Source organism: Micromonospora thermarum (genome assembly GCF_012034245.1).
In the GTDB taxonomy this organism is placed as follows: domain Bacteria; phylum Actinomycetota; class Actinomycetes; order Mycobacteriales; family Micromonosporaceae; genus Micromonospora; species Micromonospora thermarum.
The window spans coordinates 1-25,157 of the sequence record NZ_JAATEO010000032.1 but is presented as its reverse complement, the minus strand read 5'-3'; the positions used below and the strand labels follow the sequence as shown (position 1 = coordinate 25,157).

Here is a 25,157-nt window from a genome sequence, read left to right as displayed (position 1 = left end):
TCCCGGGTGGACGCGGCCCCGGAGGCGGCGCGTACGCGAGGATGGTCGACATGCGCATCGTGGTTCTGACCGGCGGCATCGGCGGCGCCCGGTTCCTGCTCGGCGTCCGGGCGTACGCCCGGGAGATCGGCGCCGAGGTGACCGCCGTGGTGAACGTGGGCGACGACCTCTATCTGCACGGGCTCAAGGTCTGCCCCGACCTGGACAGCGTCATGTACACGCTGGGCGGCGGGGCCGACCCGGAGCGTGGCTGGGGCCGCGTCGGCGAGAGCTGGACGGTGAAGGAGGAGCTGGCCGCGTACGGGGCCGAGCCCACCTGGTTCGGTCTCGGCGACAAGGACGTCGCCACGCACCTGGTCCGCACCACCATGATCAACGGTGGGTACCCGCTGCACCAGGTCACCGAGGCGCTGGCCAGCCGCTGGGAGCCCGGCGTACGCCTGCTGCCGGCCACCGACGACCGCCTGGAGACCCACGTCGTCGTCGACGTGGACGGCGGCCAGCGGGCTATCCACTTCCAGGAGTGGTGGATCCGGTACCGGGCGGACCTGCCCACCCACCGGTTCGTCTTCGTCGGTGCGGAGACCGCGAAGCCGGCTCCCGGGGTGACCGAGGCGATCGCCGGCGCCGACGTGGTGCTGATCGCGCCCAGCAACCCGGTGGTGAGCATCGCGCCGATCCTGGCCGTGCCCGGGCTACGGGAAGCGGTCACCGACGGCCCCGCCCCGGTGGTGGGCGTGTCGCCGATCATCGGCGCCGCCCCGGTCCGCGGGATGGCCGACCGGTGCCTGGCCGTCCTCGGCGTCGAGTGCAACGCGGCCGGCGTCGGCGGGCTCTACGGCGGGCGCCCGGACGGCGGCCTGCTCGACGGGTGGCTGGTCGCGCCGGAGGACGCGGAGACGACGGTGCCGGGTGTGACGGTCCGCGCGGTGCCGCTGCGGATGACCGACGAGGCGGCGACGACGGCCATGGTCCGCGCCGCGGTGGAGTTGACGTGAGGCTGGAGATCCTGCCGGTGCTCGGCATCGGCCACGTGTCCGAGGGCGACGACCTCGCCGCCATGATCACGGCCGCCGCGCCCTGGCTGCGCGACGGGGACGTGCTGGTGGTGACCAGCAAGATCGTCTCCAAGGCGGAGGGGCGGCTCGTCGACGTACCGGCGGACGGGCCGGAGCGGCTCGCCGCCCGCGCGGAGGTCCTAGCCGCGGAGACCGCGCGGGTGGTCGCCACCCGGGGCGCGACGCGGATCGTGCAGACCCACCACGGCTTCGTGATGGCCTCGGCCGGCATCGACGCCTCCAACGTGGACAAGACCCGCCTGGTGCTGCTGCCGGTCGATCCGGACGCGTCGGCCCGGGCGCTGCGCGCCGCGCTCCGCGAGCGGTACGGCCTGGACGTCGCGGTCATCATCAGCGACACGATGGGGCGGCCCTGGCGCAACGGGCTCACCGACGTGGCGCTCGGCGTGGCCGGGATGGACGCCATCCGGGACCATCGGGGCGAGGTCGACCCGTACGGCAACGAGCTCGAACTCACCGAGATGGCCGTGGTCGACGAACTGGCCGGCGCCGGCGAGCTGATCAAGGGCAAGTGTGACCAGGTGCCGGTGGCGGTGGTCCGCGGCTACCTGGCCACCACCCGTGGGGACGACGGCATCGGCGCGAAGGCGCTGGTCCGGGACTCGTCGCTCGACCTGTTCTCGCTGGGCACCGCCGAGGCCCGGGCCGCCGGGCTGGCCGACGCCGCCAGGCTCACCGACGGCACGGCGACCGCGCCGGCCGACCTGGCCGCCGTCGACCGGGCGATCGCCGCGGTGGCCGACGCGGTCGCGCCCGGCACGGTCTTCACCCACGTCACCGACCCGGAGGTACGCGAACGGCTCGTCGCGACCGTGCCCGACTGGCCGGCCGGGGCGACGACACTGGTGCTGGGCTCCCCGGCGACCCCGGTCGACCCGTTCGGCCTGGTGCGGTTCGGAGCGGACCTGCACCGCCTCCGTGCCGCCCTGGCCGCCGAGGGCCTGCAGTCGACCCTCCTCCCACCCCCACCCGGCACCCCCGCAGCAGCACTCCTAGCCCTGTAACCCCCGCTCCCCACTCCCCACTCCCCGCTCCCCGCTCCCCGCTCCCCGCTCCCCCCTCCCGCCGATCTTGCACTTCCTGCCCCGACAGAACCGCCCACAAGGGACAAGTTGGGGGCCGAAAGTGCAAGATCGCGGCGGGAGGGCAGGGGGCCGGGGGCGGGAGGGGTGGCGCCGGTCAGGCGTTCAGGACTGCGCGGCCCAGCGGGGTGATGGTGTGCAGGACGGTGTTGCGGTCGCGGTGGCTCACCAGGAGGCCGGCGTTGCGGAGCACGGTCGCGTGCTGGCTCGCGGCGGCGGCCGAGATGTCCAGACGGCGGGCCACCTCCCCGGTGGTGCAGCCGTCGGTGCTCGCCTCGAGCACCGCGGCCCGGGTGCGACCGAGCAGCGCGGCGAGGGCCTCCCGCCCGGCGGCCGGCACGCCGTCCCCACCGGCGGCGGGCGCCAGCCCACCCAGCCGGTCCACCGGATAGACCAGCACCGGGGGCAGCGCCGGGTCGAGCAGCGCCACCGGGGTCCGGGCGCAGAAGAACGACGGCACCAGCAGCAGGCCCCGACCGTCGAGGTGCAGTTCCCGGCTGTCCGGGTAGTCGCGCACCTCCAGCACCCCGGAGTCCCACCGCATCGCGGGGCGCAGGCTGGCGAGCAGCCCCTCCACACCACCGTCGAGCAGGGCCCGCGCCCGCCGGTTCCGGTCGGCCTCCACGGCGGCCTGGATCCGCGGCCAGTACGGGCTGATCGCCAGGTCGCGGTACTGCTCCATGGACCGGGTCAGGTGCGCGAGCACCTCGGTCTCGCCCCGGGCCAGCGCGGACGCCGAGGACGGCAGGGGGTTGGCCCCGGCGAGCAGGCCGACGTCCCGCCGGAGCATGGGCACGGGTGTGCTGCGGACGGCGTCGAGCCCGGCGTCGAAACCCGACATGCTCTCGTAGGGGGTCAGGAAGTCGGGGAAGTAGCCGCGCGGCGGGTTGAGGGCGAAGAGCAGCCGCAACTGGTCGGAGGCGTTGTCCTGGCTGAGCCATCGGGCCACGCTGCGCCGCCAGGTCGACATCAGCGGGTCGCGGCTGCGGCCCTGCAGCAGGTGCAGGCTCAGGACCAGTTCCCAGAGCGGGTCCGGTGCCGGCGCCACCCGGGTGCGGAGAATGTCCTCTCCGGTGAAGTAAATCCTCAACATGGGCGCTCCCGTGCCGGCGGCGGAGGGGGCACCGACGGCCTCTCGCACTCTACCTGGGCGACAGTTATCACCACCTTTAAGTCTGAGCTGAAAATCCTCGACGCCTCCCCGGCGCGTTGGGCATGCTTCCACTGCTCGGGAACCACCGCCGCACGACGGCGCGGCCGGGCATCCCGGGGTCGGGGGACCGATCGGCGACCGGGTGGCACCACGAGGGTCTGCGGGCCGCGCGTCCGCAGAGGTGCCACGCGGTCGCCGTTCGCAGGGCGGACGCCGCCCGGTCAGGTCGTCCAGAGGGCGACCCGGTGGTCCTCGTCGGTGACGTAGAAGCAGTTCCCGTCCAGCTCCGCGAGCCCCTCCACGTGGTGGAACGGGGCGAGGTCCGCGACCAGTTCGGCGGCGGCCAGGTGACCCTCGGCGGGCAGCCGGAAGCGGACGTGCCGGGAGGTGACGTCACCGCCGGCCGGGTGGTCTTCGAGCAGCACCGATCCCTTGCCGAGCGCGTCGATCGAACCGATCACCGCCGCGTACCCGCCGTCCGCGGTGGGCGCTACCGCCCGGAAGCCGGTCAGCGCGCCGGGCGGGGTCACCCCGGTGACGACGTACGCGCCCAGCGCCTCCGGCCAGACCGGTGGGCCGTCGAACATGGCCGGCACCCCGGCCAGCTCGACGAGGATCGGCTCGCCGGCGGCGGTGACCGGGAACCGCAGCCCGAGCAGCGCCGTGCCGGCGGGGGTGAACGCGACGGCCTCGACGTTCAGCGGCAGGTCGTCGGGGACCAGCCGGTCGACCCAGCCCTTGGACCGGGCGGCGCCCCGCGCCACGGTCTCGCCGATGAACCGGGACCGGACCCGCTCGCCGGGCGGGAGCGGGGTGAACGGCGCCTTGAGCAGGGCGTCGTTGACCGCCCGGTGGATCCGGAAGCGGTTGCGCACCACCTGCACCGGCAGCCGGCCACCCACCGCGTCGTCTTCCCGGAACCGGGCGACGAACGCCCGGCGCGGCCGCAGCGGGCCGGCTTTGGAACCGAAGTGCGACCCGAAGACGTACACCCAGCCGTCGTGGTGGGCGAGGGCCTCGCCGTCCTCGGTGCGGCCGTTCTCGGGCCCGGCGTCGACGGCCACGTGATGCGCGGTCCAGGTGCCGTCGTGGAGTTCGAGGAGCAGGGCGAGGCAGTGCTCGACCGGCCCCTCGTCGAGGACGGTCCAGAAGCCGCGCCGGGCGCCGTGCGCCCGCAGCAGGGCCGCGGAGTGCACGGGGAGCAGGTCGCTGGCCTCGTTACCGGCCACCACGAATTCCAGGAGTCGCAACGTCACCGGGCCAGCGTACGAAGACCGCGCACGTAGGGTGTCCAGGTGCGCGCGGAGGAGAGGACGGGCCCCTTGTCGACCCCTGACGTGGTGGAAGCGTCCCTTACCGACGGTGAGCTGCACGCCGACGCCGTGGCCGTCCTGCGGGGGTGGACGCCCACCTCGGCCGCCGCCGCGGAGGCCCGCGACCGCACCCTCGACCTGCTGGCCGCCGGGCCCGTCGCGATGACCCGGGAGCACCGGGCCGGGCACGTCACGGCGAGCGCGCTCGTGCTGGACGCCACCGGCGAGCGGGTGCTGCTCTGCCTGCATGGCAAGTTCCACCGGTGGGTGCAGCTCGGGGGGCACTGCGAGCCCGGCGACCGGACGCTGGCCGCCGCCGCCCTGCGCGAGGCGACCGAGGAGTCCGGACTGGCCGGCCTGCGGATCGACCCGGTGCCGATCGACGTGGACATCCACCCGGTCGGCTGCCAGGGCGGCTCGTTCCACCACGACGTACGCTTCGCCGTCCTCGCGCCGCCCGGCGCCCAGGCCCGGGTCAGCGAGGAGTCCGAGGAACTGGGCTGGTTCCCGCCGGACCGGCTGCCGGAGCCGCTGGCCGGCGGGACCACCCAGTTGATCGCGCCGGCGCTGGCGGCGCTCAGACGAGCCCCTCTTCGCCCCGTTCCTTGAGCTCGTCGACGATCTTCTTGACGTCCTGGGCCCGGTCGCGCGGGCACACCAGCAGCGCGTCCGGGGTGTCGACCACGATCAGGTCGCGCACGCCGACGGTGGCGACGAGGCGGCCGGAGTACGGGACGACCACCAGGTTCGCGCTGTCCCGCAGGAGCACACCCGGCTTCGCGTCACCGCCGAGCACGACGTTGCCGTCCTGGTCCGCCGGCAGCACCTCGCCGAGCGTGTGGAAGTCGCCGACATCGTTCCACCCGAAGTCGCCGGGCACGGTCGCCACCTTGCCGGCCGTCGCCGCGCCCTCCATCACCGCGTAGTCCACCGAGATCTTCGGCAGCGTCGGCCAGACCGTGCCGAGCACGTCGTCCTGGTCCTCGGTGCCCCACGCCCCGGCGATCGCGACGATGCCCGCGTGCAGCGCCGGCTGCTGGCGGGCCAGCTCGGCGAGGAAGACGTCGACCCGCCAGACGAACATGCTGGCGTTCCAGAGGTGCCGCCCGGACCGCAGGTACGCCTCGGCCACGTCGGCGCTCGGCTTCTCCTTGAACTCGGCCACCGGCCGCAGCGGCCCGTCACCGGCCGGCTCCCCGGTCTCCAGGTAGCCGTAGCCCGTCTCGGCCCGGGTAGGGGTGATTCCCACCGTCATCAGCAGGCCCTGCTCGGCACCCCGGACCGCCTGGCGGACGGTCTCCCGCCACCGCTCCGGGTCGCCGATCAGGTGGTCGGCCGCGAACGACCCCATCACCGCCGTCGGCTCCCGCCGCGCGATCACCGCGGCCGCCAGGGCGATCGCCGCGCACGAGTCCCGCGGCGACGGCTCCACCAGGATGTTCTCCTCCGGCAGCACGGACAGCTGACGCGCCACCGCGGTGACGTGCGCCGCCCCCGTCACCACGAGCGTGCGCTCCGGCGTGGTCAGCGGGCCGAGCCGGTCCACGGTCGCCTGGAGCAGCGACGCGGCGGTGCCGGTGAGCGGGTGGAGGAACTTCGGGTGCCCGGCGCGGGACAGCGGCCACAGTCTGGTGCCGCTGCCTCCCGCCGGGATGACGGCGTAAATCACCCGGACATCATGCCCGACCCCGCAACCGCGGGCCGGGCGGTCACCCCTGCGGGGGCCGCGCTCACGCCCGGGCCCGGGACCAGGCCGCGATGTGCACCTCGGCGCTGGACTCCCAGGTGAACTCCTTGGCCCGGTCGAAGCCGGCCTTCGCGAGCGCCAGCCGGCGCTGCTCGTCGTCCAGCAGCGCGGCCAGGTCGGTCGCGATCTGGTCCGGTGCCTCGCTGGTGTACGCGACCGCGTCACCACCGACCTCCGGCAGCGAGAGCCGGGGGGTGGTGAGCACCGGCGCGGCGCACGCCATCGCCTCCAGGATCGGCAGGCCGAAGCCCTCGCCGTACGACGGGTAGGCCGCGACGAGCGCCCCGCCGAGGAAGCCCGGCAAATCGGCGTACCGCAGGTAGCCGGGGCGCAGCAGCCGCAGGTGCGACGGCACCTCGGCCACCGCGCGGTCGATGTCGTCGTCGTGGCCCTGACCGCCGGCGATCACCAGGGCGGGCGGGCTCTCCCGGTCGGCGACGGCGCGGGCCCAGCCCCGGATCAGGTTGGGGACGTTCTTGCGGGGCTCCTTCGCGCCGAGGAAGGCGACGTAGCTCTGGCTGCCGAGCCCCAGCCGGGCCCGGACCCGGGCCTTCTCCTCCTCGCCCGGCGCGTGGAACGCGGCGTGGTCCACGCCGTGGTACGCGACGTCGATGCGGGTCGGGTCGGCGTCCAGCAGCCGGATCAGCTCGTCCCGGGTGGCCTTGCTCGGCACGATCACCCGGTCGGCGCGGCGCAGCGACGTCTTGATCGCGCTGCGGAAGAAGGTGCGGCGGGACTTGTCGTAGTGCTCCGGCTCGGTGAAGAAGGTCGCGTCGTGCACGGTCACCGTGACCGGACAACCGGCGCGCAGCGGGCAGGTGTAGAAGGGCGAGTGCAGCACCTGCGCGCCGACCTGCTGGGCGAGCAGCGGCAGGCCGGTCTGCTCCCAGGCGAGCCGGGCGGGCCGGTGCGCGACGGCGGCGGGCGCCGGGATGATCTCCGCGCCGGGCAGCATGCGGGTGTAGCGCTCGAGATCGGTGCGGAGACTGACGACGGCCAGGTCCACGCCCGACCCGCACACCTTGCCGAGCGCACCGAGCAGGCCGTCGACGTATCTACCGACGCCGCCGCGGTCGGCGGGGACACTCGTGGCGTCGATGAGCACGCGGGGCGGTCGACCGGCGGTCACGGGGCGACTCCTTGAAGCTGTCGGGTCTGTGGGGAACAACACTCCGGGGGCAAGCCTACGCCCGGCCCCCGGGTGGGCGGTGACTGCGACCCGACGGTACGCCGACCTGAAGACTGTCGGGTAGCGGCACGGCGGCAGCGGCCGGCACTCTCCTGTCGTCGCCCTCTTCTACGGCCGGCGGGGGCGTATCGTTCGCGCCGATGGCCGACAACATTGCCCGGGTCTTCGCCGCCGCGACCGCGCCCGACCCGACCCGCCCGCTGCTGACCTGGTACGACGACGCGACCGGCGAACGGACCGAACTCTCCGGCGCGACCTGCGCGAACTGGGTGGCGAAGACGGCGAACCTGCTCGTCGACGGGCTGGGCCTCGGGCCCGGCGACACGGCCAGGGTGCTGCTCCCGCCGCACTGGCAGACCGCCGCCGTCCTGCTGGGCGCCTGGTCGGCCGGCCTGACCGTGGCCGAGGATCCGGGCGACGTGGACGTCCTCTTCGTCGCCGTCGGCCGGCTGGCCGAGGCGGACGCGTGGTCGGCCGGCGACCGCTACGTCCTCGCCCTGGACCCGTTCGCCCTGCCGATGCGGCAGGTCCCGCCGGGCTTCGCCGACTTCGTGTCGGAGGTACGCGTGCACGGCGACCACTTCACCCCGTACGCCGGACCGGGGCCGGACGACGCGGACCTGCTGGCCCGCGCGGCGGCCCGGGCGGAGGACCTGGGCATCAGCCCCGACGCCCGCGTCCTGATCGACGTGGACGCGCTGCCCGATCCGGTCGACTGGCTCCTGGCCCCCCTGACCGCCCATGCGTCGACGGTGCTCTGCGCCAACCCGGACCCGACGCGCCTACCCTCCCGGGCGACGTCCGAGCGCGTGACGCAAACCCTGCCCTGACCCACCCCCACCCGCGTCGATCTTGCACTTGTAGCCCCCGCTTCGGGCGCATTGCCCGTTGTGCGGGGGCAGAAAGTGCAAGATCGACGGCTGGGGTGGGGCGGGGGGTCAGGCTGGGGTGGACTGGTCGTGGGAGGCGTGGCGTTGGGTTGCCAGCGTGGCGAACGCGGTCAGGGATTCCGGGTTGGCCAGGGCGCCCTTCGCCGCGGCGCTGTCGACCGGGGTGCCGGTGAGGATCTTCTTGACCGGCACCTCCAGCTTCTTCGCCGAGAGGGTGCGCGGGACGGCCCGGACCTGGTGGATCTCGTCGGGCACGTGCCGGGGCGACAGGGCCGTACGCAGCTCGCGGCAGATCTTCTTCCGCAGGTCGTCGTCCAGGTCGAGCCCCTCCGCGAGCACCACGAAGAGCAGCAGCTCGCCGGCGCCGCCCTCGTCGTCCTCCAGGTGGACGACCACGGAGTCGACGACCTCGTCCAGCCCCTCCACCACCGAGTAGAACTCCGCGGTGCCGAGGCGGACCCCGCCGCGGTTGAGGGTCGCGTCGGAGCGGCCGGTGATCACGCAGCCGCCGCGCTCGTTGATGGTGATCCAGTCACCGTGCCGCCACACGCCCGGGTAGACGTCGAAGTACGCCTCGCGGTAGCGGCCGCCGTCCGGGTCGTTCCAGAAGCCGACCGGCATGCTCGGCATCGGCTCGGTGATGACCAGCTCCCCCAGCTCACCGATGACCGGCGTGCCGTCGGCCGAGCGGGCCTCCACCTTCGCCCCGAGCGCCCGGCAGGCGATCTCGCCCGCGTACACCGGCAGCAGCGGCACGCCGCCGACGAAGCCGGTGCAGACGTCGGTTCCGCCGGAGAGCGACTGGAGCTGGAGGTGGTCGCCGACGTTCTCGTACACCCAGGTGAAGCCCTCGGCGGGCAGCGGCGCGCCGGTCGAGCCGAGGCCGCGCAGCGCGGACAGGTCGGCGATCTCCTTCGGGGCCAGACCGGCCTTGCGACAGGCCAGCAGGAACGGGGCGGAGGTGCCGAAGTACGTGGTGCCGGTGTCCGCCGCGAGCCGCCACAGCGCCCCGAGGTCCGGGTGGCCCGGGTTGCCGTCGAAGAGCACGATGGCCGCGCCCACCGCCGGCCCGGACACCAGGAAGTTCCACATCATCCAGCCGGTCGTGGTGAACCAGAAGAACCGGTCGGCCGGGCCGAGGTCGTGGTGCAGGGCGAGCATCTTCAGGTGCTCGAGCAGGATGCCCCCGTGGCCGTGCACGATCGGCTTGGGCAGGCCGGTGGTGCCGGAGGAGTAGAGCACGTAGAGCGGGTGGTCGAACGGCACCGGCGTGAAGGTCAGCGGCTCGTCGGTCTCCGCGGCCAGGTCGGCCCAGGCGATCACGCCCTCGGGCGCGGCCCTCATTCGGTCCGGAGCGCCGCCTAGCGGCGCGGAGGCCGAATTATGGCCGTCAGCCCCGGCCGGGTCCAGGTACGCGATGCCGACGGTGTGTCGCAGGGACGGCAGCGCGGCCCGGATCGCGGCCACCTCGGCGCGCCGGTCCACCGGCTTGTCGCCGTAGCGGTAGCCGTCCACGGCGACCAGGACCTTCGGCTCGATCTGCTGCCAGCGGTCGGTGACGCTGCGGGTGCCGAACTCGGGCGCGCACGAGGAGAAGATGGCGCCGAGGCTGGCCGTGGCCAGCAGCAGCACGTACGTCTCGGGGATGTTCGGCGCGTACGCGGCCACCCGGTCGCCGGTGCCGACGCCGAGCCGGCGCAGCCCGGCCGCGACCCGGCGGACCTGCTCCCGCAGCCCGGCGGCGGTGAGGGTGACCGGCGGCCGGGTCTGCCCGTGCGCGATCACCACCGGGTCGTCGTCCGCGCGGCCGGGCATGCGCAGCACGTTCTCGGCGTAGTTGAGGGTGGCGCCGGGGAACCAGCGGGCGCCGGGCATGCCCCGGTCGGCGAGCGTGGCCGCCGGCGGGGTGTGTGCCACCACCTCGAAGTGATCCCAGATCGACCGCCAGAAGGCGTCCAGGTCGGTGACCGACCACTGCCACAGCTCGTCGTAGTCGGCGAAGTCGAGCCCCCGGTGCTCGCGCAGCCAGCGCAGGTAGTTCCCGATCCGGGACCGCTCACGGACGTCCGCCGGCGGCGTCCACAGCACGTCACCCACTGCTCCACCCTCCCTCGGGCCCCGGCACGACGCTGTGCATGGGCCGTGGCGCCATCTTGCCCTACCTCGCAGCGCCATTCTCCGCACCCGGCGCCCACCGGCGCACGTGCGGAACCCACATGCCCTCCGGCCACTCTGTGTGGGAGGCGCGGAGGGCCCGCGTCAGCCGGCGCGGTGCGCCTGGATCGCCCGGCGGCGGGCCAGCCGGTGGGCGCGGCGGATCTCCGCCTCCCGGAAGCGCCGCTCGTCCTCGGCGGTCTCCGGCAGCACCGGCGGGACCATGCGCGGCGTGCCGCCGACGTCGACACCGACGAACACCAGGTACGCCGTGGCGACCCGGACCGGCTGGTCCTCGGCCGAGTCCCACCGCTCGGCGGTGACCCGCACCCCGATCTCCATCGAGGTCTGCCCGGTCCAGTTGACCTGGGCGTAGGCGTGCACGAGGTCACCCACCCGCACCGCCTCGGAGAAGACGATCTCGTCGATGGCCGCGGTCACCGCCGTCCCGCCGCTGTGCCGGGCCGCGGCGGCCCCCGCCACGTCGTCCACGAACTTCATCAGCACGCCGCCGTGCACGGTGCCGTAGAGGTTCACGTCGACGGCGGTCATGATCCGGCTCAGCGTGACCCGGGAGTACGAGGTGGGCTTCCCTGGTGGCGTGGTGGAGGGGTGCTCGGTCATGACGGAAACGGTACGGTGCGCGGATGCGACATCTCTGGAGCTTCCTCGCCGGGTTGGTGGTGGCCCCCGTCACCTGGGTCCTGGTCGCCCTCGGGCAGGACGGTTCGGCCCGCACCGTCGCCCGCTGGGTGGAGATCGGTAGTTTCAACTCGGCCAACCTCATCGAGCCGGCCGTCTGGCTCGCGGTGGGTGGCGTCCTGCTCGGGCTGCTCGGCACCCTGCGCGTCTCGCCGGTCGGCCCGCTGGTCGCCGGGCTGCTGCTCGCCGCTCCGTACGTGGGGACGTTCGTCGCGCCGTTCACCGTGCGCGACCGCATCCCCGACGGATGGAAGGTCCTCGGCGACCCGCTCCCGCTGCGGCTGCCGGTGGAGAACGGAACCCTCTTCCTCATCGGCCTGCTGCTGATGATGGCCGCCTTCAGCGGGCAGCGCTGGCGGCAGTGGCCACGGCCGGAGGCCGGGGCGGAGCTGACCCCGGCCGACGGTCCGCAGCAGACGGACTTCACCCTCAGCGACTGGCCGACGCAGGCCGAGCGGGACACGGCGCCGGTGACGCTCGGCTACCCCGACCCCACTCCGACGGAGCCGCTGCCCCGCCGGACGGGCGGTGAGTCGCCGTGGTCGGCGCCGCCACGCGGCACGAGCCGGCCGGACGACACGACCACCGAACGCTGACCGCGGGCGGGCCGGGACGACCGGCCCGCCCCCGACCGTCAGCCCTTGAGCAGCTGGCGGGCCATCACGATGCGCTGCACCTGGTTGGTGCCCTCGTAGATCTGGGTGATCTTCGCGTCGCGCATCATCCGCTCGACCGGGTAGTCCCGGGTGTAGCCGTACCCGCCCAGCAGCTGGACGGCGTCGGTGGTGATCTCCATGGCGGCGTCGGAGGCGAAGCACTTGGCCGCCGCGCCGAAGTAGGTCAGGTCGGCGTCGCCGCGCTCGGACTTGCCGGCCGCGGTGTACGTCAGCTGCCGCGCCGCCTCCAGCTTCATGCCCATGTCGGCGATCATGAACTGGATGCCCTGGAAGTCGGCGACCGGCTTGCCGAACTGCTTGCGCTCCTTGACGTACCCCAGGGCGTAGTCGAGCGCGCCCTGGGCGATGCCGACGGCCTGGGCGGCGATGGTGACCCGGGTGTGGTCCAGGGTCTTCATGGCGGTGGCGAAGCCGGTGCCCTCCGCGCCGATCATGCGGTCGGCCGGGATGCGGACGTTGTCCAGGTAGACCTCGCGGGTCGGCGAGCCCTTGATGCCGAGCTTCTTCTCGGGCGCGCCGAAGCTGACACCGGAGTCCGACTTCTCGACGACGAAGGCCGAGATGCCCCGGGACCGGGCGGACGGGTCGGTGACGGCGAAGACCGTGTAGAACTCGGACACCCCGGCGTTGGTGATCCACCGCTTCACGCCGTTGAGCACCCAGTGGTCGCCGTCGCGGACCGCCCGGGTGGTCATCGAGGCGGCGTCGCTGCCGGCCTCCGGCTCGGACAGGCAGTACGAGAACATCGCGTCGCCGGACGCGACCTGGGTCAGGTACTTCCGCTTGAGCTCCTCGGACCCGGCCAGGATCAGCGGCATGGTGCCGAGCTTGTTGACCGCCGGGATGAGCGAGGACGAGCCGCAGGCGCGGGCCACCTCCTCGATCACGATGGCCGTCGCCAGGGCGTCCGCTCCGGCGCCGCCGTACTCGACCGGGATGTGCGGTGCGTGGAAGTCGGCCGCCCGCAGCGCGTCGTACGACGCCTTCGGGAACTCGCCTGTCTCGTCGGCCTCGGCGGCGTGCGGAGCCACCTTGGCCGCACAGACGTCACGGACGGCTTCCCGGACCGCCTGGTGCTCGTCGGTAAGCCGGTAGACGTCGAACGATTGCTCTGCGGCCATGTCGGCCCCTCCCCTTCACGGCTATCATGCGCAGTCTGTAGCGTCACACGGCCGCGGACAGCGCAGACTGAAGGATAGCGACCACGGTTCGGGCGATGTTACCGCCGCGTAGGTTCTGGGGTCTTCCACACCTCCGACCTGCCGGCGACCATGACAAGACAGGACGAATACCCTAACCACCTCCGGTGCCCTGGCAGGCGCCGCAGCAGGATGCGACGCTACGAGCGACGCCAGTGCGAGCGGAGAAGACAGGCGTGACAATCCCGTACCCGAACAGCCAGCCGATGCCTCCGATCGGCGCGGTGACGCCCCCGTCGGGCGCCGCCCGTCCCCGGGTGACCTTCCTCGGCACCGGCTACCTCGGCGCGACGTACGCCATCTGTTACGCGGAACTGGGGTACGAGGTCCTCGGCTTCGACGTCGACGCCGACAAGATCGCCATGCTCAACGCGGGCGAGGTGCCGATCCACGAGCCGGGCCTCGACGAGCTGCTCAAGCGCAACCTCGCGGCCGGGCGGCTGCGGTTCAGCACCGACATGGCCGAGACCGCCGACTTCGGCGACGTGCACTTCATCTGCGTGGGCACCCCCCAGCGCGCCGACGGCATGGGCGCCGACCTGTCGTACGTCGAGGCCGCCGTCACCAGCCTGGCCCAGCACCTCACCCGCAAGGCGCTGATCGTCGGCAAGTCGACCGTGCCGGTCGGCACGGCCGAGTGGGTCGAGCAGCTCGTGAGCAAACACACACCGACCGACCTCGGCGTCGAGGTGGCGTGGAGCCCCGAGTTCCTCCAGGAGGGCTTCGCCGTCGACGACGTGCTGCGGCCGAACCGGATCGTGGTGGGCGTCAAGAGCGAGTGGGCCAACGGCATGCTCTACGCCGCCCACAAGGGCGTCTTCGACCTGGCCGCGACCGAGGACCGCGAGGTGCCGTTGGTCGTCACCGACTTCGCCACCGCCGAACTGGTGAAGGTCGCCGCTAACGCCTTCCTCGCCACCAAGATCTCCTTCATCAACGCGATGGCCGAGGTCTGCGAGGCGTCCGGCGGCGACGTGACCCACCTCGCCCGGGCGATCGGCTTCGACCCCCGGATCGGCAACCGGTTCCTCCAGGCCGGGCTCGGCTTCGGCGGCGCCTGCCTGCCCAAGGACATCCGGGCCTTCCAGGCCCGGGCGCAGGAGCTGGGCGCCGGGGAGGCCCTCCGCTTCCTGCACGAGGTCGACCTGATCAACCTGCGCCGCCGTACCCGGGTGGTCCAGCTCGCCGCCGACCTGCTCGGCCGCCGCTCCGGCCCCGCCGGCCCCGACCTGTCCGGCACGAGGATCGCGGTGCTCGGTGCGACCTTCAAGCCCAACACCGACGACGTCCGCGACGCGCCGGCCCTCGCGGTGGCGTCGCTGCTCCGCAAGGCCGGGGCCGACGTGCACGTGTACGACCCGCAGGGCATGGAACGCGCCCGCGCGGTGGCGCCCGAGCTGACCTACGAGCCGGGCATCAACGAGGCGGTGACCGGCTCCGACCTGGTCTGCGTCCTGACCGAGTGGGCCGACTTCCGCAACGCCGACCCGGTCGCCCTCGGTGAGCTGGTCGCCGGCCGCAAGGTGGTGGACGGCCGCAACTGCCTCGACCCGACACTGTGGACGCAGGCCGGCTGGGAGTACCGCGGGATGGGTCGGCCCTGACGCCCTCCTGACCTCAGCCTGACGGCCGGTCGCGCGGCCTGCGCCGCGGCCGGCCGTCATCGCGTACGCCGACCGTCGTCACCCCGGACCCGCCGACAACTGTCGAAATCCGCGCCAGCTTTGGGCATGCTGCGACAGTGGAGGTCCACAGTGCGGGTGGAGGGGTGTCGTGGCGAGCTTTCAGTGCTCCTCGTGCGGCCGGGAGATCAAGCCGGCCGTCAGCTGCCCCCACTGCGGCGCGGAGCAGCCACAGTGGCTCGAACACCTGGCGGAGATCGAGCGGTCCATCGCGGAGATGAAGGCGCGCGACGCCGAGATCGCCCGCGAGCAGCGGCAGATCGCCGCCAAGATGCAGGCCGCCCTGTTCCAGCGGGACATCCTCGCCCACGCCGGTGAGGAACGGATCAAGCAGGCCACGCGGCCACGCCGGGTGCTGCGCCGCCGGCCCGGCCGTCGCCCGCCGACCGCCGCCACCGGCGCGCCGCCGCGGGTGCCCCGCCAGGGCACACCCCCGGGGTCGGACGACGCGCCCCCACCGCCTCCCCCGGCCACCTGGCTCGACGCGGACGACCCGGAGCACCCGCCGGAGGCGTCCAGCCGCGAGGTGCAGAACATCCCGCTCGGCCTCGGCGCGCTGCTGCTCGGGGTCGCCGCGGTGGTCTTCGCCGCCGTGGCGACCAGCTCGATGGACGCGCTCGCCCGGCTGGGCGTGCTGCTCCTCGCGACGGTGCTGATGCTGCTCACCCCACCGGTGCTGGCCCGGCGCGGGCTGACCTCCACCGCCGAGACGATCTCCGCCGTGGGGCTGCTTTTGGTGCCGCTCGCCGGGTACGCGCTGTGGGCCGTGGACCGCATCGGCAACGGCGGCGCCTCCGGCGCGGTCTTCGCGGGAGTGATCTTCGCGGTGACCGCCGGGGTGTCGTTCGCGTACGCCGGCTGGACCGGGCTGCGCGCCCCCCGGTTCGCCACCGTGCTGGCCGCCCAACCCGTGCTGCCGCTGCTCGCCTACGACCGGGTCACCGGGCCCACGGGCTGGGCGGTGCTGCTCACCCTGGTCTCCATCCTCGACCTCTGGCTCGCCCGCTCACCGGTCACCGTGGAACGACCGGTCCGCCGGGACCTGCCCGAGGCGCCCGCGGCCGCCGCACCGGAGGCCGCGACCGGGCGGCCGGACGCGACGCCCGTCGCGCCCCGGCAGCGGCAGGGCACCGGGCGGCCCGAGGGCGCCCCCGAGGAGGCGGACGAGGTGCTCGGCGGGCCCGTGGCGGGTGCCGCCGACGCCCCGGCCACGCGCCCCGTGCCGTGGCTGCGGGAGGTGGCCTGGGGGCTGCACGCCGTCGCGGTCGCGGTCGCCCTCGCGTACGCCGTCACCGCGCTGCTGCGCGCGACGACCGTGCCGGCCGCGACCGGCGCGGGTGCCGCGCTGCTGTTCGCCGCGGCGGTCTGCCTCGTCGGGACGCTGGGGCTGGGCAGGCCCCCGCTGCCCGACGTCGGGGCCGGCATCTTCACCCTCGCCGTGATCGGCGCGGTGGGCCGGGTCGTCTCGGTGGCGTTTCCCGGCCGGTCGTTGCTGCTGATCTCCGCCGTCATCGCGATCACCGGCGTGGCCGTACGCGCGGTTCCGGAGGCGGCCCGGCGCGGGCCGCAGTTCGCCTCCGCCATCGCGCTGACGGTCAGCGGCGTGGTGGTGGCCGGCGGCGCCCTGCGCGCCGGGGTGGCCCCGGTCCGCGCCGCGCAACCGGCGTGGGCGGCCGACCTCGACCGGTACGCGGCCGAGCTGGCCGCCGCGGCCGGCCCGGTCACCGGACAACTCGCCGCGAGCGCCCTGCTGTTGACCGTCGCCGCCGTGGTGGCCCTGCCGTCCGAGATCCGTCGGGAGTTCGCGGTGGTGGGCGCGGCGCTGACCGCCCTCGCCGTGCCGGCGTCGTTCGGGCTCGGGTGGGCGGCGGCCCCCTGGCCGATGGTGCTCGCCGCGATCGTCATCGGGGTGCTCGGCCTCTCGGCGCGGACGGAGCGGGCCGCGCTGGCGCACGCCGCCACCGCCGCCGGGGTGGGGCTCTTCGGCGCGGGGGCCGGGCTGGCCCGGCCCCCGCTGACCGCCGCCGTCCTACTCACGCTGTTCGCGGCGGGAGTGCTGGTCGCCGCGGCGCCCCGGGTCCGCCTCGCCCCGGCCCCGGCGGACACCGTGTCGGCGTGGGCGGCGGGCGGCGCGGCGTTCGCGCTGCCGGGTGCCGTGGCCGCCTTCGTCGCCGCCACCGCGCCGGCCGGCCCGACCCTCACGCCGGCCGATATGCGCGAGGTGACCGTGCCGGTGCTGGCCGCGAGTTTCCTCGCCGTCTGCGTCACGCTCGGGTACGCCGCCATCGTGCAGGTGTCGCAGCGGCACCTCCCCGTCCCGTTGGCGGTGGGCACGGGTCTGGGTGCCCTGGCGGTGGCGGCCGCCGCCTTCGGGGCACCCGGCACCACCGCCGCCGACGCGTGGGTCGGCGCGCTGCTGCTGGTCGCTGCCGTGCTGCTGTTCCTCGCGCCGTCCATCGACGCCGGCCGGCGCTCCGACCTCACCCTGGACGGATCCGACCTGGCCGCCGCGGCGGTGACCGCCGCGCTGATCGCCACCCTGCTCCGGATCGCCGCCGTCATCGCCCCGGGCGGGCAACTGGCGGTGGCGGCCGCGCTGGTGCTGGTCGTCGCCATGGCCGCCCGCGCCCTGCCCGAGGAGTGGCGGCGCGGGCCCACCCTCGGTCTCGCCGTCGGCGGCGTGCTCATCGGGCTGCTGGCCGGCTGGTCGGCCCTGCGCGGCGGGCTCGGCGTCCTCGCCACTCCCGGACCGATCTGGGCCGGTGACCTGACGGGTTGGCCGGCCGCCCCGACGGGTGGCTCCACCTGGCAGGCACCGGTCGCGCTGGTGCTGCTGGCCGTCGCCGCGGCGGTCCTGCTGCCGCCGCCATGGCGGTACGACGTCTCCGGCGCCGCCGTCGTCCTGGCCACCATCGGCGCTCCGGCCGCGTTCGCGCTGCCGTGGTGGTCGCCGGTGCTGGTCGGTGCGACGGTCGCCACCGTGTACGGCATGGCGGCCGTGGCCTCCGTCGACCCGCGCGCCGCCGTCTCCCGCGCGGTCGTGGCCGGTGTGGTGGCGCTGCACGCGGCGGGCGCCGGTCTGGTACGGCCGTGGACGACCGCGCTGGCGCTCGGCAGCATCGTGCTGATCGGCGTCGTGGTGGCGGCGCTGGCCCGCGCCCTGGCGACGCCTCAGGTGGACGACATCGACACCGAGGGGATGCCGTCGCACCTGGCCCAGATCGGCGGCGCCGCGATGGGTGCCGCCCTCCTCGCGCTGCCCGGCGCGGTGGCCGCCCTGGCCGCCGAGTTCGGCCGCTCGCCGCAGGTGGTGCTGACCGCCGCGCTGGCCGCGTCCAGTCTCGGTCTGGCGGCCGTGGCCGCCGTTCGCCGGCAGGTGCCGCAGTATCTGCCCTGGGCGAGCGTCGCGGTGGTCGGCGGCGCGACGGTCAGCGCCCTCGCCGCCGTCCCCACCGGTCTGCCGGTCGGCGTGTACGCCGCCGCCGCGGCCCTGCTCGGTGTGCTCGCCGAGCTGGTTCGCGGCGCCACCGAGCCGCCCGTCGGCGCGGCGGCGCCGGTCCGCCGGTGGGCGTTGCTCCTCGACGGCGCTCTCCGCCGCTTCCCCGAGACCGGTACCCGGCGCTGGCGGGTCAACCCGGCCGCCGGAGCCCTCGCCGCGGCCGCGCTGCCGACGGTTCTGGCCCTGGTCTCGCTGGCGCCCTCCCTCTACGTGGCCCTGGTCGAGCCGCAGCGCACCCTCAGCCGGATCTGGCAGGGGCCGCCGCCGGAGCTGCTCACCCCGCCCCCGGACGCGGTGGACCCGACGCACGTGCTCACCGCGCTGCTGCTGACCGTGACCGCCGCTCTGGCCGCCATCGGCTTCAGCGGCGGCCGGCGGAGCCGGGCGGTGCCGGTGGTGCTGCCGGGTGCCGCGGTGACCCTGCTCATCACGCCCGTGGCCCTGGGCATCGGCTGGCGGGCGACCACCCTCGCCGGGCTGGCGGTCTTCACCATCTCGATGCTGGGGCTGGCCCTCACGCCCCCGCCGGCCCTGGTCGAGCGGGCCCGCTCGCTCCGCCTGGCCCGCGTGCTCGTCTTCGTGATCGGCCTGGCCGCCGGCGGGGCCGGGCTCGCCGGGAGCCTCGCCACCCGGGAGCTGACCCTCTTCACGCTGGGCGGTGCCGTGGGTGTCGGCACGGTGGCGGCGCTCTTCGGCACCACCCAGCGGGCCCGCATCCTCGGCTGGCTGTTCGCCTCCCTGATGGCGCAGCTCTTCGTGCTCACCGCCGGGCTGGTCGCCGGCCTCGCGGCGGTGTGGTCCGCGTTCGGCGTCCTGGCCGTCGGCGCGGCCCTCCAGGTGTTCGCGGCGACCCTGCCCCGCCTGCGTCGCCCCGAGGCACAGCGCGAGGCAGCCACCGTGGAGTGGAGCGGCCACGCCGCCGCACTGATCGCCCTGGCTCTCGCGTACGACTCACCCCGGCACATCGCCGCGCTGCTCGCCGCCTGGGGCGCCGTCCTCGGGGTGGCGGCGGCCCGGCCCGGCCGCCGGCCGGTGGAACGCCGGATCCTGTTCTGGGCGGTCGTGGTCTGCGAGATCACCGCCTGGTGGATCCTCATGCGGGTGGCCGAGGTCGCGCTGCCCGAGGCGTACACGCTGCCGTTCGCCGCGTTGGCCCTGCTCGTCGGGGTGTTGGAGCTGCGCCAGCACGCCGAGATCAGCAGCTGGGTGGCGTACGGGCCGGCGCTGGTGGCGGCCTTCGTCCCCACGCTGGCGATCGTGCTGGCCACCGACACCAGCACGCTTCGGCAGGTGCTCCTGCTGCTCGGCGCGGTGGCCGTGCTGATCTTCGGCTCGATGAGCCAGCAGCAGGCGCCGGTGATCGTGGGCGCGACGGTCACCGCGATCACGGCCATCCACGCGCTGTTCAGCCTCGGCCCGTGGCTCGCGCTGATCCCGGTCGGGATCCTGCTGCTGGTCCTCGGCGCCAGCAACGAACGCCGCCGTCGCGCCCAGGAACGCCTCCAGACCGCCCTCCGCGGCATGCGATGAACCGGAGGGCTCTCGCCGTGGGCGAGCAGATCGTGCCGACCCCGCCTCACCTCGCGCCGGACCGCCCCATCGCTGCGCCGATCTTGCAGTTTCTGCCCCGACGAATGGCACATAAGTCACATATCAAGGGCCGAAAGTGCAAGATCGACGCGGGGTGGCGGGGCCGGTCAGGTCAGGGAGGCGCGGAGGGCGGCGTCCTTTTCGGCGACGAGCTGCTCCAGGTCGGCCTGGTAGGCCGACATGCGGTCGAGCAACGCGCGGTCGGCGGCGGCGAGGATGCGAACGGCGAGCAGCCCGGCGTTGCGGGCGTTGCCGATCGACACCGTGGCCACCGGCACGCCGGCCGGCATCTGCACGATGGAGAGCAGCGAGTCCATCCCGTCGAGGTACTTCAACGGCACCGGGACGCCGATCACCGGCAGCGGCGTCACCGAGGCCACCATGCCGGGAAGGTGGGCGGCACCGCCGGCCCCGGCGATGATCACCTTGAGGCCCCGGTCGGCGGCGGTCCGCGCGTACTCGATCATCTTGACCGGGGTGCGGTGGGCGGAGACGACGCCGACCTCGTACGGCACCTCGAACTCGTCCAGCGCCTCGGCGGCGGCCTTCATCGTCGGCCAGTCCGAGTCGCTGCCCATGATCAGACCGACCGTGCTCACGAACGCCCCTCCCGCAGCCAGCGGACGGCGCGCGCGGCCCGCGTCCGTACGTCGTGCAGGTCGTCGCCGAGCACCGTCACGTGCCCGATCTTGCGGCCGGGACGTACCTGCTTGCCGTACAGGTGCACCTTGGCGCCCGGCTCGGCCGCGAACAGGTGGTGCAGCCGCTCGTCGATCGACATGCCGCCCGGCTCGCCCCCGAGCACGTTCGCCATCACCACGACCGGCGCGGTCAGCGAGGTGTCGCCCATCGGGTAGTCGAGCACCGCACGCAGGTGCTGCTCGAACTGCGACGTCCGGGCCCCCTCGATCGTCCAGTGCCCGGAGTTGTGGGGACGCATCGCCAGCTCGTTGACGACGATGCGGCTGCCGGTGGGCGCGGCGGCGTCGGCCACCTCGAACAGCTCCACCGCCAGCAGGCCCACCACGCCGAGCGCCGTGGCGAGGTCGATGGCGAGCTGCTGCGCGCCGACCGCCAGCTCCTCCGGCAGGTCCGGCGCGGGGGCCAGCACCTCGACGCAGATCCCGTCCCGCTGGACGGTCTCGACCACCGGGTACGCGGCGACCTGCCCGAACGGCGACCGGGCCACCTGCACGGCCAGTTCGCGGCGCAGCGCCACCCGCTCCTCGACGATGAGCCGCGTCCCGCCGGCGAGCAGCGTGGCGGCCAGCTCGGCGGCCTGCGCCGCGTCGTCCACCATCCACACGCCGCGCCCGTCGTACCCGCCCCGGGCCGCCTTGAGCACCACCGGCCAGCCGACCTCGTCTCCGAAGGCCACCAGGTCGGCGGGGGCCGCCACCGGCCGCCAGGCCGGGTTCGGCGCCCCGAGCGAGCCCAGGCGCTCCCGCATGACCTGCTTGTCCTGCGCGTGCACCAACGCCTCGGCCGGCGGGAAGAGCTTCACGCCCTCGCCCGCCAGGGTGGCGATGTGCTCGGTGGGCACGTGCTCGTGGTCGAAGGTGACCACCTCGCAGCCCTTGGCGAAGGTGCGCAGCGCCGCGAGGTCGGTGTGGTCGCCGTACTGCACGTCGGCGGCCACCAGGGCGGCGCCGTCGTCGGGGGCGAGCGCGAGCACACGCAGGGACTGGCCGAGGGCGATCGCGGCCTGGTGGGTCATCCGGGCGAGCTGGCCGCCGCCCACCATGCCGACAACGGGCAGACCGGTACGGGAATCCATAGCGGCGCCAGCCTATCCGGGCTGCGGTTCCGCCTCGCCGCCGCCCGGCCCCCGACCACCCGTCGGGAGGGATCCCGGCCCCGGTTCCCCTCCGCCGGGCGGGCCGGCCGTCGCGGCACGGACTACCGGCCGGTGAGCTGCGTCACCAGGTCGCCGACCTCGGTCACCGGCCGTTCGCAGACGAAACCCCGGCAGGCGTACGCGGTGGGCCGCCCGTCGACCATCGGCCGGTCGGCGAGCAGCGGCACCCCGGGCTGGTCCGGCCGGCCCGCCACGATCACGGCGCCGGGCGGCGCGTGCCGGTGCGCCGCCAGGACCAGCGGGTCGCCGGCCGGGTCCTCGGTGACCACGGCCACCTCGTACGGCCCGGAGAGCAGCGCCTCGCCGACGGTCGCCGCGTACCCGGTGAAGCGGGCGTGCCGGGCGACGATCGGCGCCACGGTGGCGAGTGCCGCCTCCGCCGCCTCCCGGTACCGGCTCTCCCCGGTCAGCGCCGTGTACGCGACCAGCGCCGCGACGATCGCCGACCGGCCGGACGGGGTGGCGTTGTCGGTCGGGTCGGCCGGCCGGGCGACGAGGCGCTCCGCGTCGTCGGCGGTGTCGTAGAACCCGCCGTCGGGCGCGGCGAACCGCTCCAGCGCCACGTCGAGGAGCTGGCCGGCCAGGGTGAGCCACCGCCCCTCCCCGGTGAGCTGGTGCATCGCGCAGAACGCCTCGGCGACGCAGCCGTAGTCCTCCAGGACCCCGGCGGAATCGCCGACCCGGCCGTCCCGTGAGGTACGCCGGAGCCGCCCGTCCACGAGGTGTACGCGCGCCAGGTGCTCGGCCGCGTCCCGCATCGCCCCGTCGGCGACGATCGTGACGCCCTCCATCAGGTTGGCGTCGTCGCCCGGGGCGTCCTGCGCGTACCCGGCGGCGACCTGCTGGAACTCGGCGATGGCGGTGATCGCGAGGCCGTTCCACGCGGCCACCACCTTGTCGTCGCGCGCCGGTTGCGGGCGCGCGTCACGGGCGACCAGCAGTCGGCTCAGGACGTCCTGCCAGCGCTGCCGGATCTCCGGCGCGGCGTCGTCGACGTCCCGGGCCAGCCGCAGCACGCTCGTGCCGTGCTCGAAGTTGCCGGACTCGGTGACGTCGAACAGGTCGGCCGCCCAGCGGCCGTCCTCCTCCCCGAGCACCTCGACCAACTGGGCGGGCGTCCAGACGTACGTGAGGCCCTCGACGCCCTCGGTGTCGGCGTCCAGCGCGGACGCGAAGCCCTCGCCCGGCCGGTGCAGCTCGTCGGCGAGGAAGCGGGCCGTGTCCCGGGCGACCCGCCGGGCCATCGGGTCGCCGGTGAGCCGCCACAGGTGCGTGTAGACACGCAGCAGCAGCGCGTTGTCGTAGAGCATCTTCTCGAAGTGCGGCACGGTCCAGTGCGCGTCCACCGAGTAGCGGGCGAAGCCCCCGGCGAGCTGGTCGTGGATGCCGCCGCGGGCCATCGCCTCGCAGGTGTGCCGGACCAGCTCCAGGCTCCGGTCGGAGCCGGTGCGCTGGTGGTGCCGCAGCAGGAAGAGCAGGTTCATGTGCGGCGGGAACTTCGGCGCCCCGCCGAAGCCGCCGTGCGTCTCGTCGTACTCCTTGGCGAGCTGGTCGGCGGCGGAGTCGAGCAGGCCGGCGGTGAGTGGGGTGGACGGACCCCCGACGGCCTGGGCGCCGCCGATCGCCTCGACCACCGCGGCTCCCTGCCGGAGTACGGCGTCCCGCTGCTCCCGCCAGGCCGTGGTGACCGACTGGAGCAGGCGGAGGAAGTTGGGCCGCGGGAAGTAGGTGCCGCAGAAGAACGGGGTGCCGTCCGGGGTGGCGAAGACCGTCATGGGCCAGCCGCCCTGCCCGGTCATGGCCTGCGTGGCGGTCATGTAGACGGCGTCGACGTCCGGGCGCTCCTCGCGGTCCACCTTGATGGACACGAAGTTCTCGTTCATCAGGGCGCCGACCTGCTCGTTCTCGAACGACTCGTGGGCCATGACGTGGCACCAGTGGCAGGCCGCGTAGCCGACCGAGATGACGACCGGGACGTCACGCCGCTTCGCCTCGGCGAACGCCTCGTCGCACCACGGCCACCAGTCGACCGGGTTGTCCTTGTGCTGGAGCAGGTACGGACTGGTGGCGTCAGCGAGTCGGTTCACCCGACGACCATAACCAGCCCCGGCGCTGCCCGCTCCGCCGTCGGCGGCACGCCTTCCGCCGTTCACATTTATCTATTTGGATCTGTGCAGGCATCCCCGACCCGAGGAGACACCGCCGATGCGCAGACTCCCGCTCCTGTCCGCCCTCGCCGCCGCCACACTCACCGCGGCCCTGCTCACCCCCACAACCGCCCAGGCGGCGGTCGACCCGGCCACGCGCGTTTCGGCGGCCACCGCCGTCGGCACCCACAACGCGTACGAGAAGGCGACGTACACCTACCTCGCGCAGGCGCTCGACGCCCGCCCAGGGATGATCGAGCTGGACGTCTGGCCGGACATCCTCACCCGGCATTGGCGGGTCAGCCACTCCAACCCGCTCGGCAACGACAACAACTGCGTGGCCGCGACCAGCGCCGCCCAGCTCTACACCGGGAACCGGAACCGGAACCTGGAGCACTGCCTGGACAACATCCGGCTCTGGCTGGCCGCCCACCCGGACGCCGGGCCGCTGATCCTCAAGCTGGAGTTGAAGACCGGCTTCAGCAGCCGCACCGGGCAGGGTCCGGCCCAGCTCGACGCGGTCCTCGCCGCCCGGCTCGGCGACCGCGTGTTCACCCCCGCCCAGCTGCGCGGGACGTACCCGTCCCTGGACGCCGCCGCCCGCGCCGACGCCTGGCCGACCCGGGCGCAGCTCGCCGGGAAGGTGATCGTCGAGCTGATCCCCGGCACGGTCGAGGAGGGCAACCCGACCGACGTGCTCTGGACCGACGTCGAGTACGCCCGCCACCTGGCCGCTCTCGCCAGCGCCGGCACCCTGGCCCGGGCCCAGGCCTTCCCGGCCGTGCACCGGGCGCAGGCCGGCGACCCCCGCAGCCGGTACGCCGACACCACGCTGCGCCCCTGGTTCGTGGTCTTCGACGGGGACGCGACGGCGTACGTCACGGGCGGCATCGACACCGCCTGGTACTCGACCAACAACTACCTGCTGATCATGACCGACGCCCAGAACGTCCCCCCGGCGGTGGGCGCGGACCCCGACGTCGCCCGCGCCCGGGTGGCCGACCTGGCCGCCCGCCACGCCAGCATCGCCAGCGCCGACTGGGCCGGGCTCCCCACGGTGATCCCCCTGGTCCTCCCCCGCGCCTGACCCGCCGCCAACCCTGTCGATCATGGAGTTGGCGGGCGGTTTGATCTCCCTACCGCCCGCTAGCTTCATGATCAACCGGCTGCTCGCCGGGCGGGAGGGGCGGGGGGGG

18 protein-coding genes are annotated in these 25,157 nt (G+C 74.4%); 8 read left to right on the top strand and 10 right to left on the bottom strand.

Features of this window, described 5'->3' with window-relative positions; all coding sequences use genetic code 11:
• The first annotated feature begins 50 nt into the window (after nt 1–50).
• Both cofD and HCJ94_RS24160 read left to right on the top strand, forming a co-directional pair.
• The gene (gene cofD / locus HCJ94_RS24165) at nt 51–998 is read left to right on the top strand and encodes a 2-phospho-L-lactate transferase (RefSeq protein WP_168003340.1); all 948 of its coding nucleotides are present in this window, start codon (nt 51–53) and stop codon (nt 996–998) included.
• Entirely contained in the window at nt 995–2,083 is a 1,089-nt protein-coding gene (locus tag HCJ94_RS24160; RefSeq protein WP_168003339.1) for a coenzyme F420-0:L-glutamate ligase, read from the top strand. Before cofD ends, HCJ94_RS24160 begins: the two co-directional genes overlap by 4 nt.
• 175 nt (nt 2,084–2,258) lie before the next feature.
• Here HCJ94_RS24160 and HCJ94_RS30970 read toward each other — a convergent pair whose 3' ends face one another.
• Nucleotides 2,259–3,254 (bottom strand): ArsR/SmtB family transcription factor, encoded by a 996-nt coding sequence (locus tag HCJ94_RS30970; RefSeq protein WP_168003338.1) that lies wholly within the window; start codon nt 3,252–3,254, stop codon nt 2,259–2,261.
• Between the two features lie 281 nt (nt 3,255–3,535).
• The gene (locus tag HCJ94_RS24150; protein WP_168003337.1) at nt 3,536–4,570 is read right to left on the bottom strand and encodes a DUF4185 domain-containing protein; all 1,035 of its coding nucleotides are present in this window, start codon (nt 4,568–4,570) and stop codon (nt 3,536–3,538) included.
• Nucleotides 4,571–4,636: 66 nt separating this feature from the next.
• Between HCJ94_RS24150 and HCJ94_RS24145 the strand changes: the two genes are divergently transcribed.
• Entirely contained in the window at nt 4,637–5,236 is a 600-nt protein-coding gene (locus tag HCJ94_RS24145; RefSeq protein WP_168003336.1) for an NUDIX hydrolase, read from the top strand.
• On the opposite strand, the gene HCJ94_RS24140 is transcribed toward HCJ94_RS24145, so the two are convergent.
• Both HCJ94_RS24140 and HCJ94_RS24135 read right to left on the bottom strand, forming a co-directional pair.
• On the bottom strand, nt 5,205–6,296 hold the full coding sequence (locus tag HCJ94_RS24140; RefSeq protein WP_168003335.1) for a mannose-1-phosphate guanylyltransferase: 1,092 nt from the start codon (nt 6,294–6,296) through the stop codon (nt 5,205–5,207). The two genes, HCJ94_RS24145 and HCJ94_RS24140, sit on opposite strands and share 32 nt — an antisense overlap.
• Nucleotides 6,297–6,357: 61 nt before the next feature.
• Complete coding sequence (locus tag HCJ94_RS24135; RefSeq protein WP_168003334.1) at nt 6,358–7,503, bottom strand: glycosyltransferase family 4 protein; 1,146 nt, start codon at nt 7,501–7,503, stop codon at nt 6,358–6,360.
• Nucleotides 7,504–7,703: 200 nt separating this feature from the next.
• Between HCJ94_RS24135 and HCJ94_RS24130 the strand changes: the two genes are divergently transcribed.
• On the top strand, nt 7,704–8,393 hold the full coding sequence (locus HCJ94_RS24130; RefSeq protein WP_168003333.1) for a TIGR03089 family protein: 690 nt from the start codon (nt 7,704–7,706) through the stop codon (nt 8,391–8,393).
• 108 nt (nt 8,394–8,501) lie between these two features.
• Here HCJ94_RS24130 and HCJ94_RS24125 read toward each other — a convergent pair whose 3' ends face one another.
• Nucleotides 8,502–10,550 carry an acetoacetate--CoA ligase gene (locus HCJ94_RS24125; protein ID WP_168003332.1) on the bottom strand — a complete coding sequence of 683 codons (2,049 nt, stop codon included), beginning with the start codon at nt 10,548–10,550 and terminating at the stop codon, nt 8,502–8,504.
• Between the two features lie 162 nt (nt 10,551–10,712).
• A complete protein-coding gene (locus HCJ94_RS24120) occupies nt 10,713–11,231 on the bottom strand; it encodes an acyl-CoA thioesterase (RefSeq protein WP_168003331.1) in 519 nt (172 codons plus the stop codon).
• Nucleotides 11,232–11,254: 23 nt separating this feature from the next.
• Here HCJ94_RS24120 and HCJ94_RS24115 point away from each other — a divergent pair, with 23 nt between their 5' ends.
• The gene (locus HCJ94_RS24115) at nt 11,255–11,905 is read left to right on the top strand and encodes a hypothetical protein (RefSeq protein WP_168003330.1); all 651 of its coding nucleotides are present in this window, start codon (nt 11,255–11,257) and stop codon (nt 11,903–11,905) included.
• Nucleotides 11,906–11,943: 38 nt separating this feature from the next.
• Here HCJ94_RS24115 and HCJ94_RS24110 read toward each other — a convergent pair whose 3' ends face one another.
• A complete protein-coding gene (locus tag HCJ94_RS24110) occupies nt 11,944–13,107 on the bottom strand; it encodes an acyl-CoA dehydrogenase family protein (protein ID WP_168003329.1) in 1,164 nt (387 codons plus the stop codon).
• Nucleotides 13,108–13,361: 254 nt separating this feature from the next.
• Between HCJ94_RS24110 and HCJ94_RS24105 the strand changes: the two genes are divergently transcribed.
• Together HCJ94_RS24105 and HCJ94_RS24100 are read left to right on the top strand one after the other, a co-directional pair.
• Nucleotides 13,362–14,789, top strand: coding sequence for a UDP-glucose dehydrogenase family protein (locus HCJ94_RS24105; protein ID WP_168003328.1), 1,428 nt, complete (start codon nt 13,362–13,364; stop codon nt 14,787–14,789).
• A 169-nt stretch (nt 14,790–14,958) separates the two neighbouring features.
• A complete protein-coding gene (locus HCJ94_RS24100; RefSeq protein ID WP_168003327.1) occupies nt 14,959–19,896 on the top strand; it encodes an SCO7613 C-terminal domain-containing membrane protein in 4,938 nt (1,645 codons plus the stop codon).
• Between the two features lie 167 nt (nt 19,897–20,063).
• Here HCJ94_RS24100 and purE read toward each other — a convergent pair whose 3' ends face one another.
• From purE to HCJ94_RS24085, 3 genes are all read right to left on the bottom strand, one after another.
• The gene (gene purE, locus HCJ94_RS24095; protein ID WP_168003326.1) at nt 20,064–20,555 is read right to left on the bottom strand and encodes a 5-(carboxyamino)imidazole ribonucleotide mutase; all 492 of its coding nucleotides are present in this window, start codon (nt 20,553–20,555) and stop codon (nt 20,064–20,066) included.
• Nucleotides 20,552–21,733 (bottom strand): 5-(carboxyamino)imidazole ribonucleotide synthase, encoded by a 1,182-nt coding sequence (locus HCJ94_RS24090; RefSeq protein WP_168003325.1) that lies wholly within the window; start codon nt 21,731–21,733, stop codon nt 20,552–20,554. The genes purE and HCJ94_RS24090 overlap by 4 nt, the downstream gene beginning before the upstream one ends.
• 122 nt (nt 21,734–21,855) lie before the next feature.
• Nucleotides 21,856–23,901: a thioredoxin domain-containing protein gene (locus HCJ94_RS24085; RefSeq protein ID WP_168003324.1), complete on the bottom strand. Its 2,046-nt coding sequence runs from the start codon at nt 23,899–23,901 to the stop codon at nt 21,856–21,858.
• 118 nt (nt 23,902–24,019) lie between these two features.
• Here HCJ94_RS24085 and HCJ94_RS24080 point away from each other — a divergent pair, with 118 nt between their 5' ends.
• A complete protein-coding gene (locus HCJ94_RS24080; protein ID WP_168003323.1) occupies nt 24,020–25,048 on the top strand; it encodes a phosphatidylinositol-specific phospholipase C domain-containing protein in 1,029 nt (342 codons plus the stop codon).
• Nucleotides 25,049–25,157: the final 109 nt, after the last annotated feature.

Coding starts and splice junctions, on each gene's coding strand:
- HCJ94_RS24120 (WP_168003331.1), bottom strand. CDS start 11,231: ATGACCGAGCACCCCTCCACCACGCCACCAGGGAAGCCCACCTCGTAC.
- HCJ94_RS30970 (WP_168003338.1), bottom strand. CDS start 3,254: ATGTTGAGGATTTACTTCACCGGAGAGGACATTCTCCGCACCCGGGTG.
- HCJ94_RS24080 (WP_168003323.1), top strand. CDS start 24,020: ATGCGCAGACTCCCGCTCCTGTCCGCCCTCGCCGCCGCCACACTCACC.
- HCJ94_RS24110 (WP_168003329.1), bottom strand. CDS start 13,107: ATGGCCGCAGAGCAATCGTTCGACGTCTACCGGCTTACCGACGAGCAC.
- HCJ94_RS24115 (WP_168003330.1), top strand. CDS start 11,255: ATGCGACATCTCTGGAGCTTCCTCGCCGGGTTGGTGGTGGCCCCCGTC.
- HCJ94_RS24090 (WP_168003325.1), bottom strand. CDS start 21,733: ATGGATTCCCGTACCGGTCTGCCCGTTGTCGGCATGGTGGGCGGCGGC.
- cofD (WP_168003340.1), top strand. CDS start 51: ATGCGCATCGTGGTTCTGACCGGCGGCATCGGCGGCGCCCGGTTCCTG.
- HCJ94_RS24130 (WP_168003333.1), top strand. CDS start 7,704: ATGGCCGACAACATTGCCCGGGTCTTCGCCGCCGCGACCGCGCCCGAC.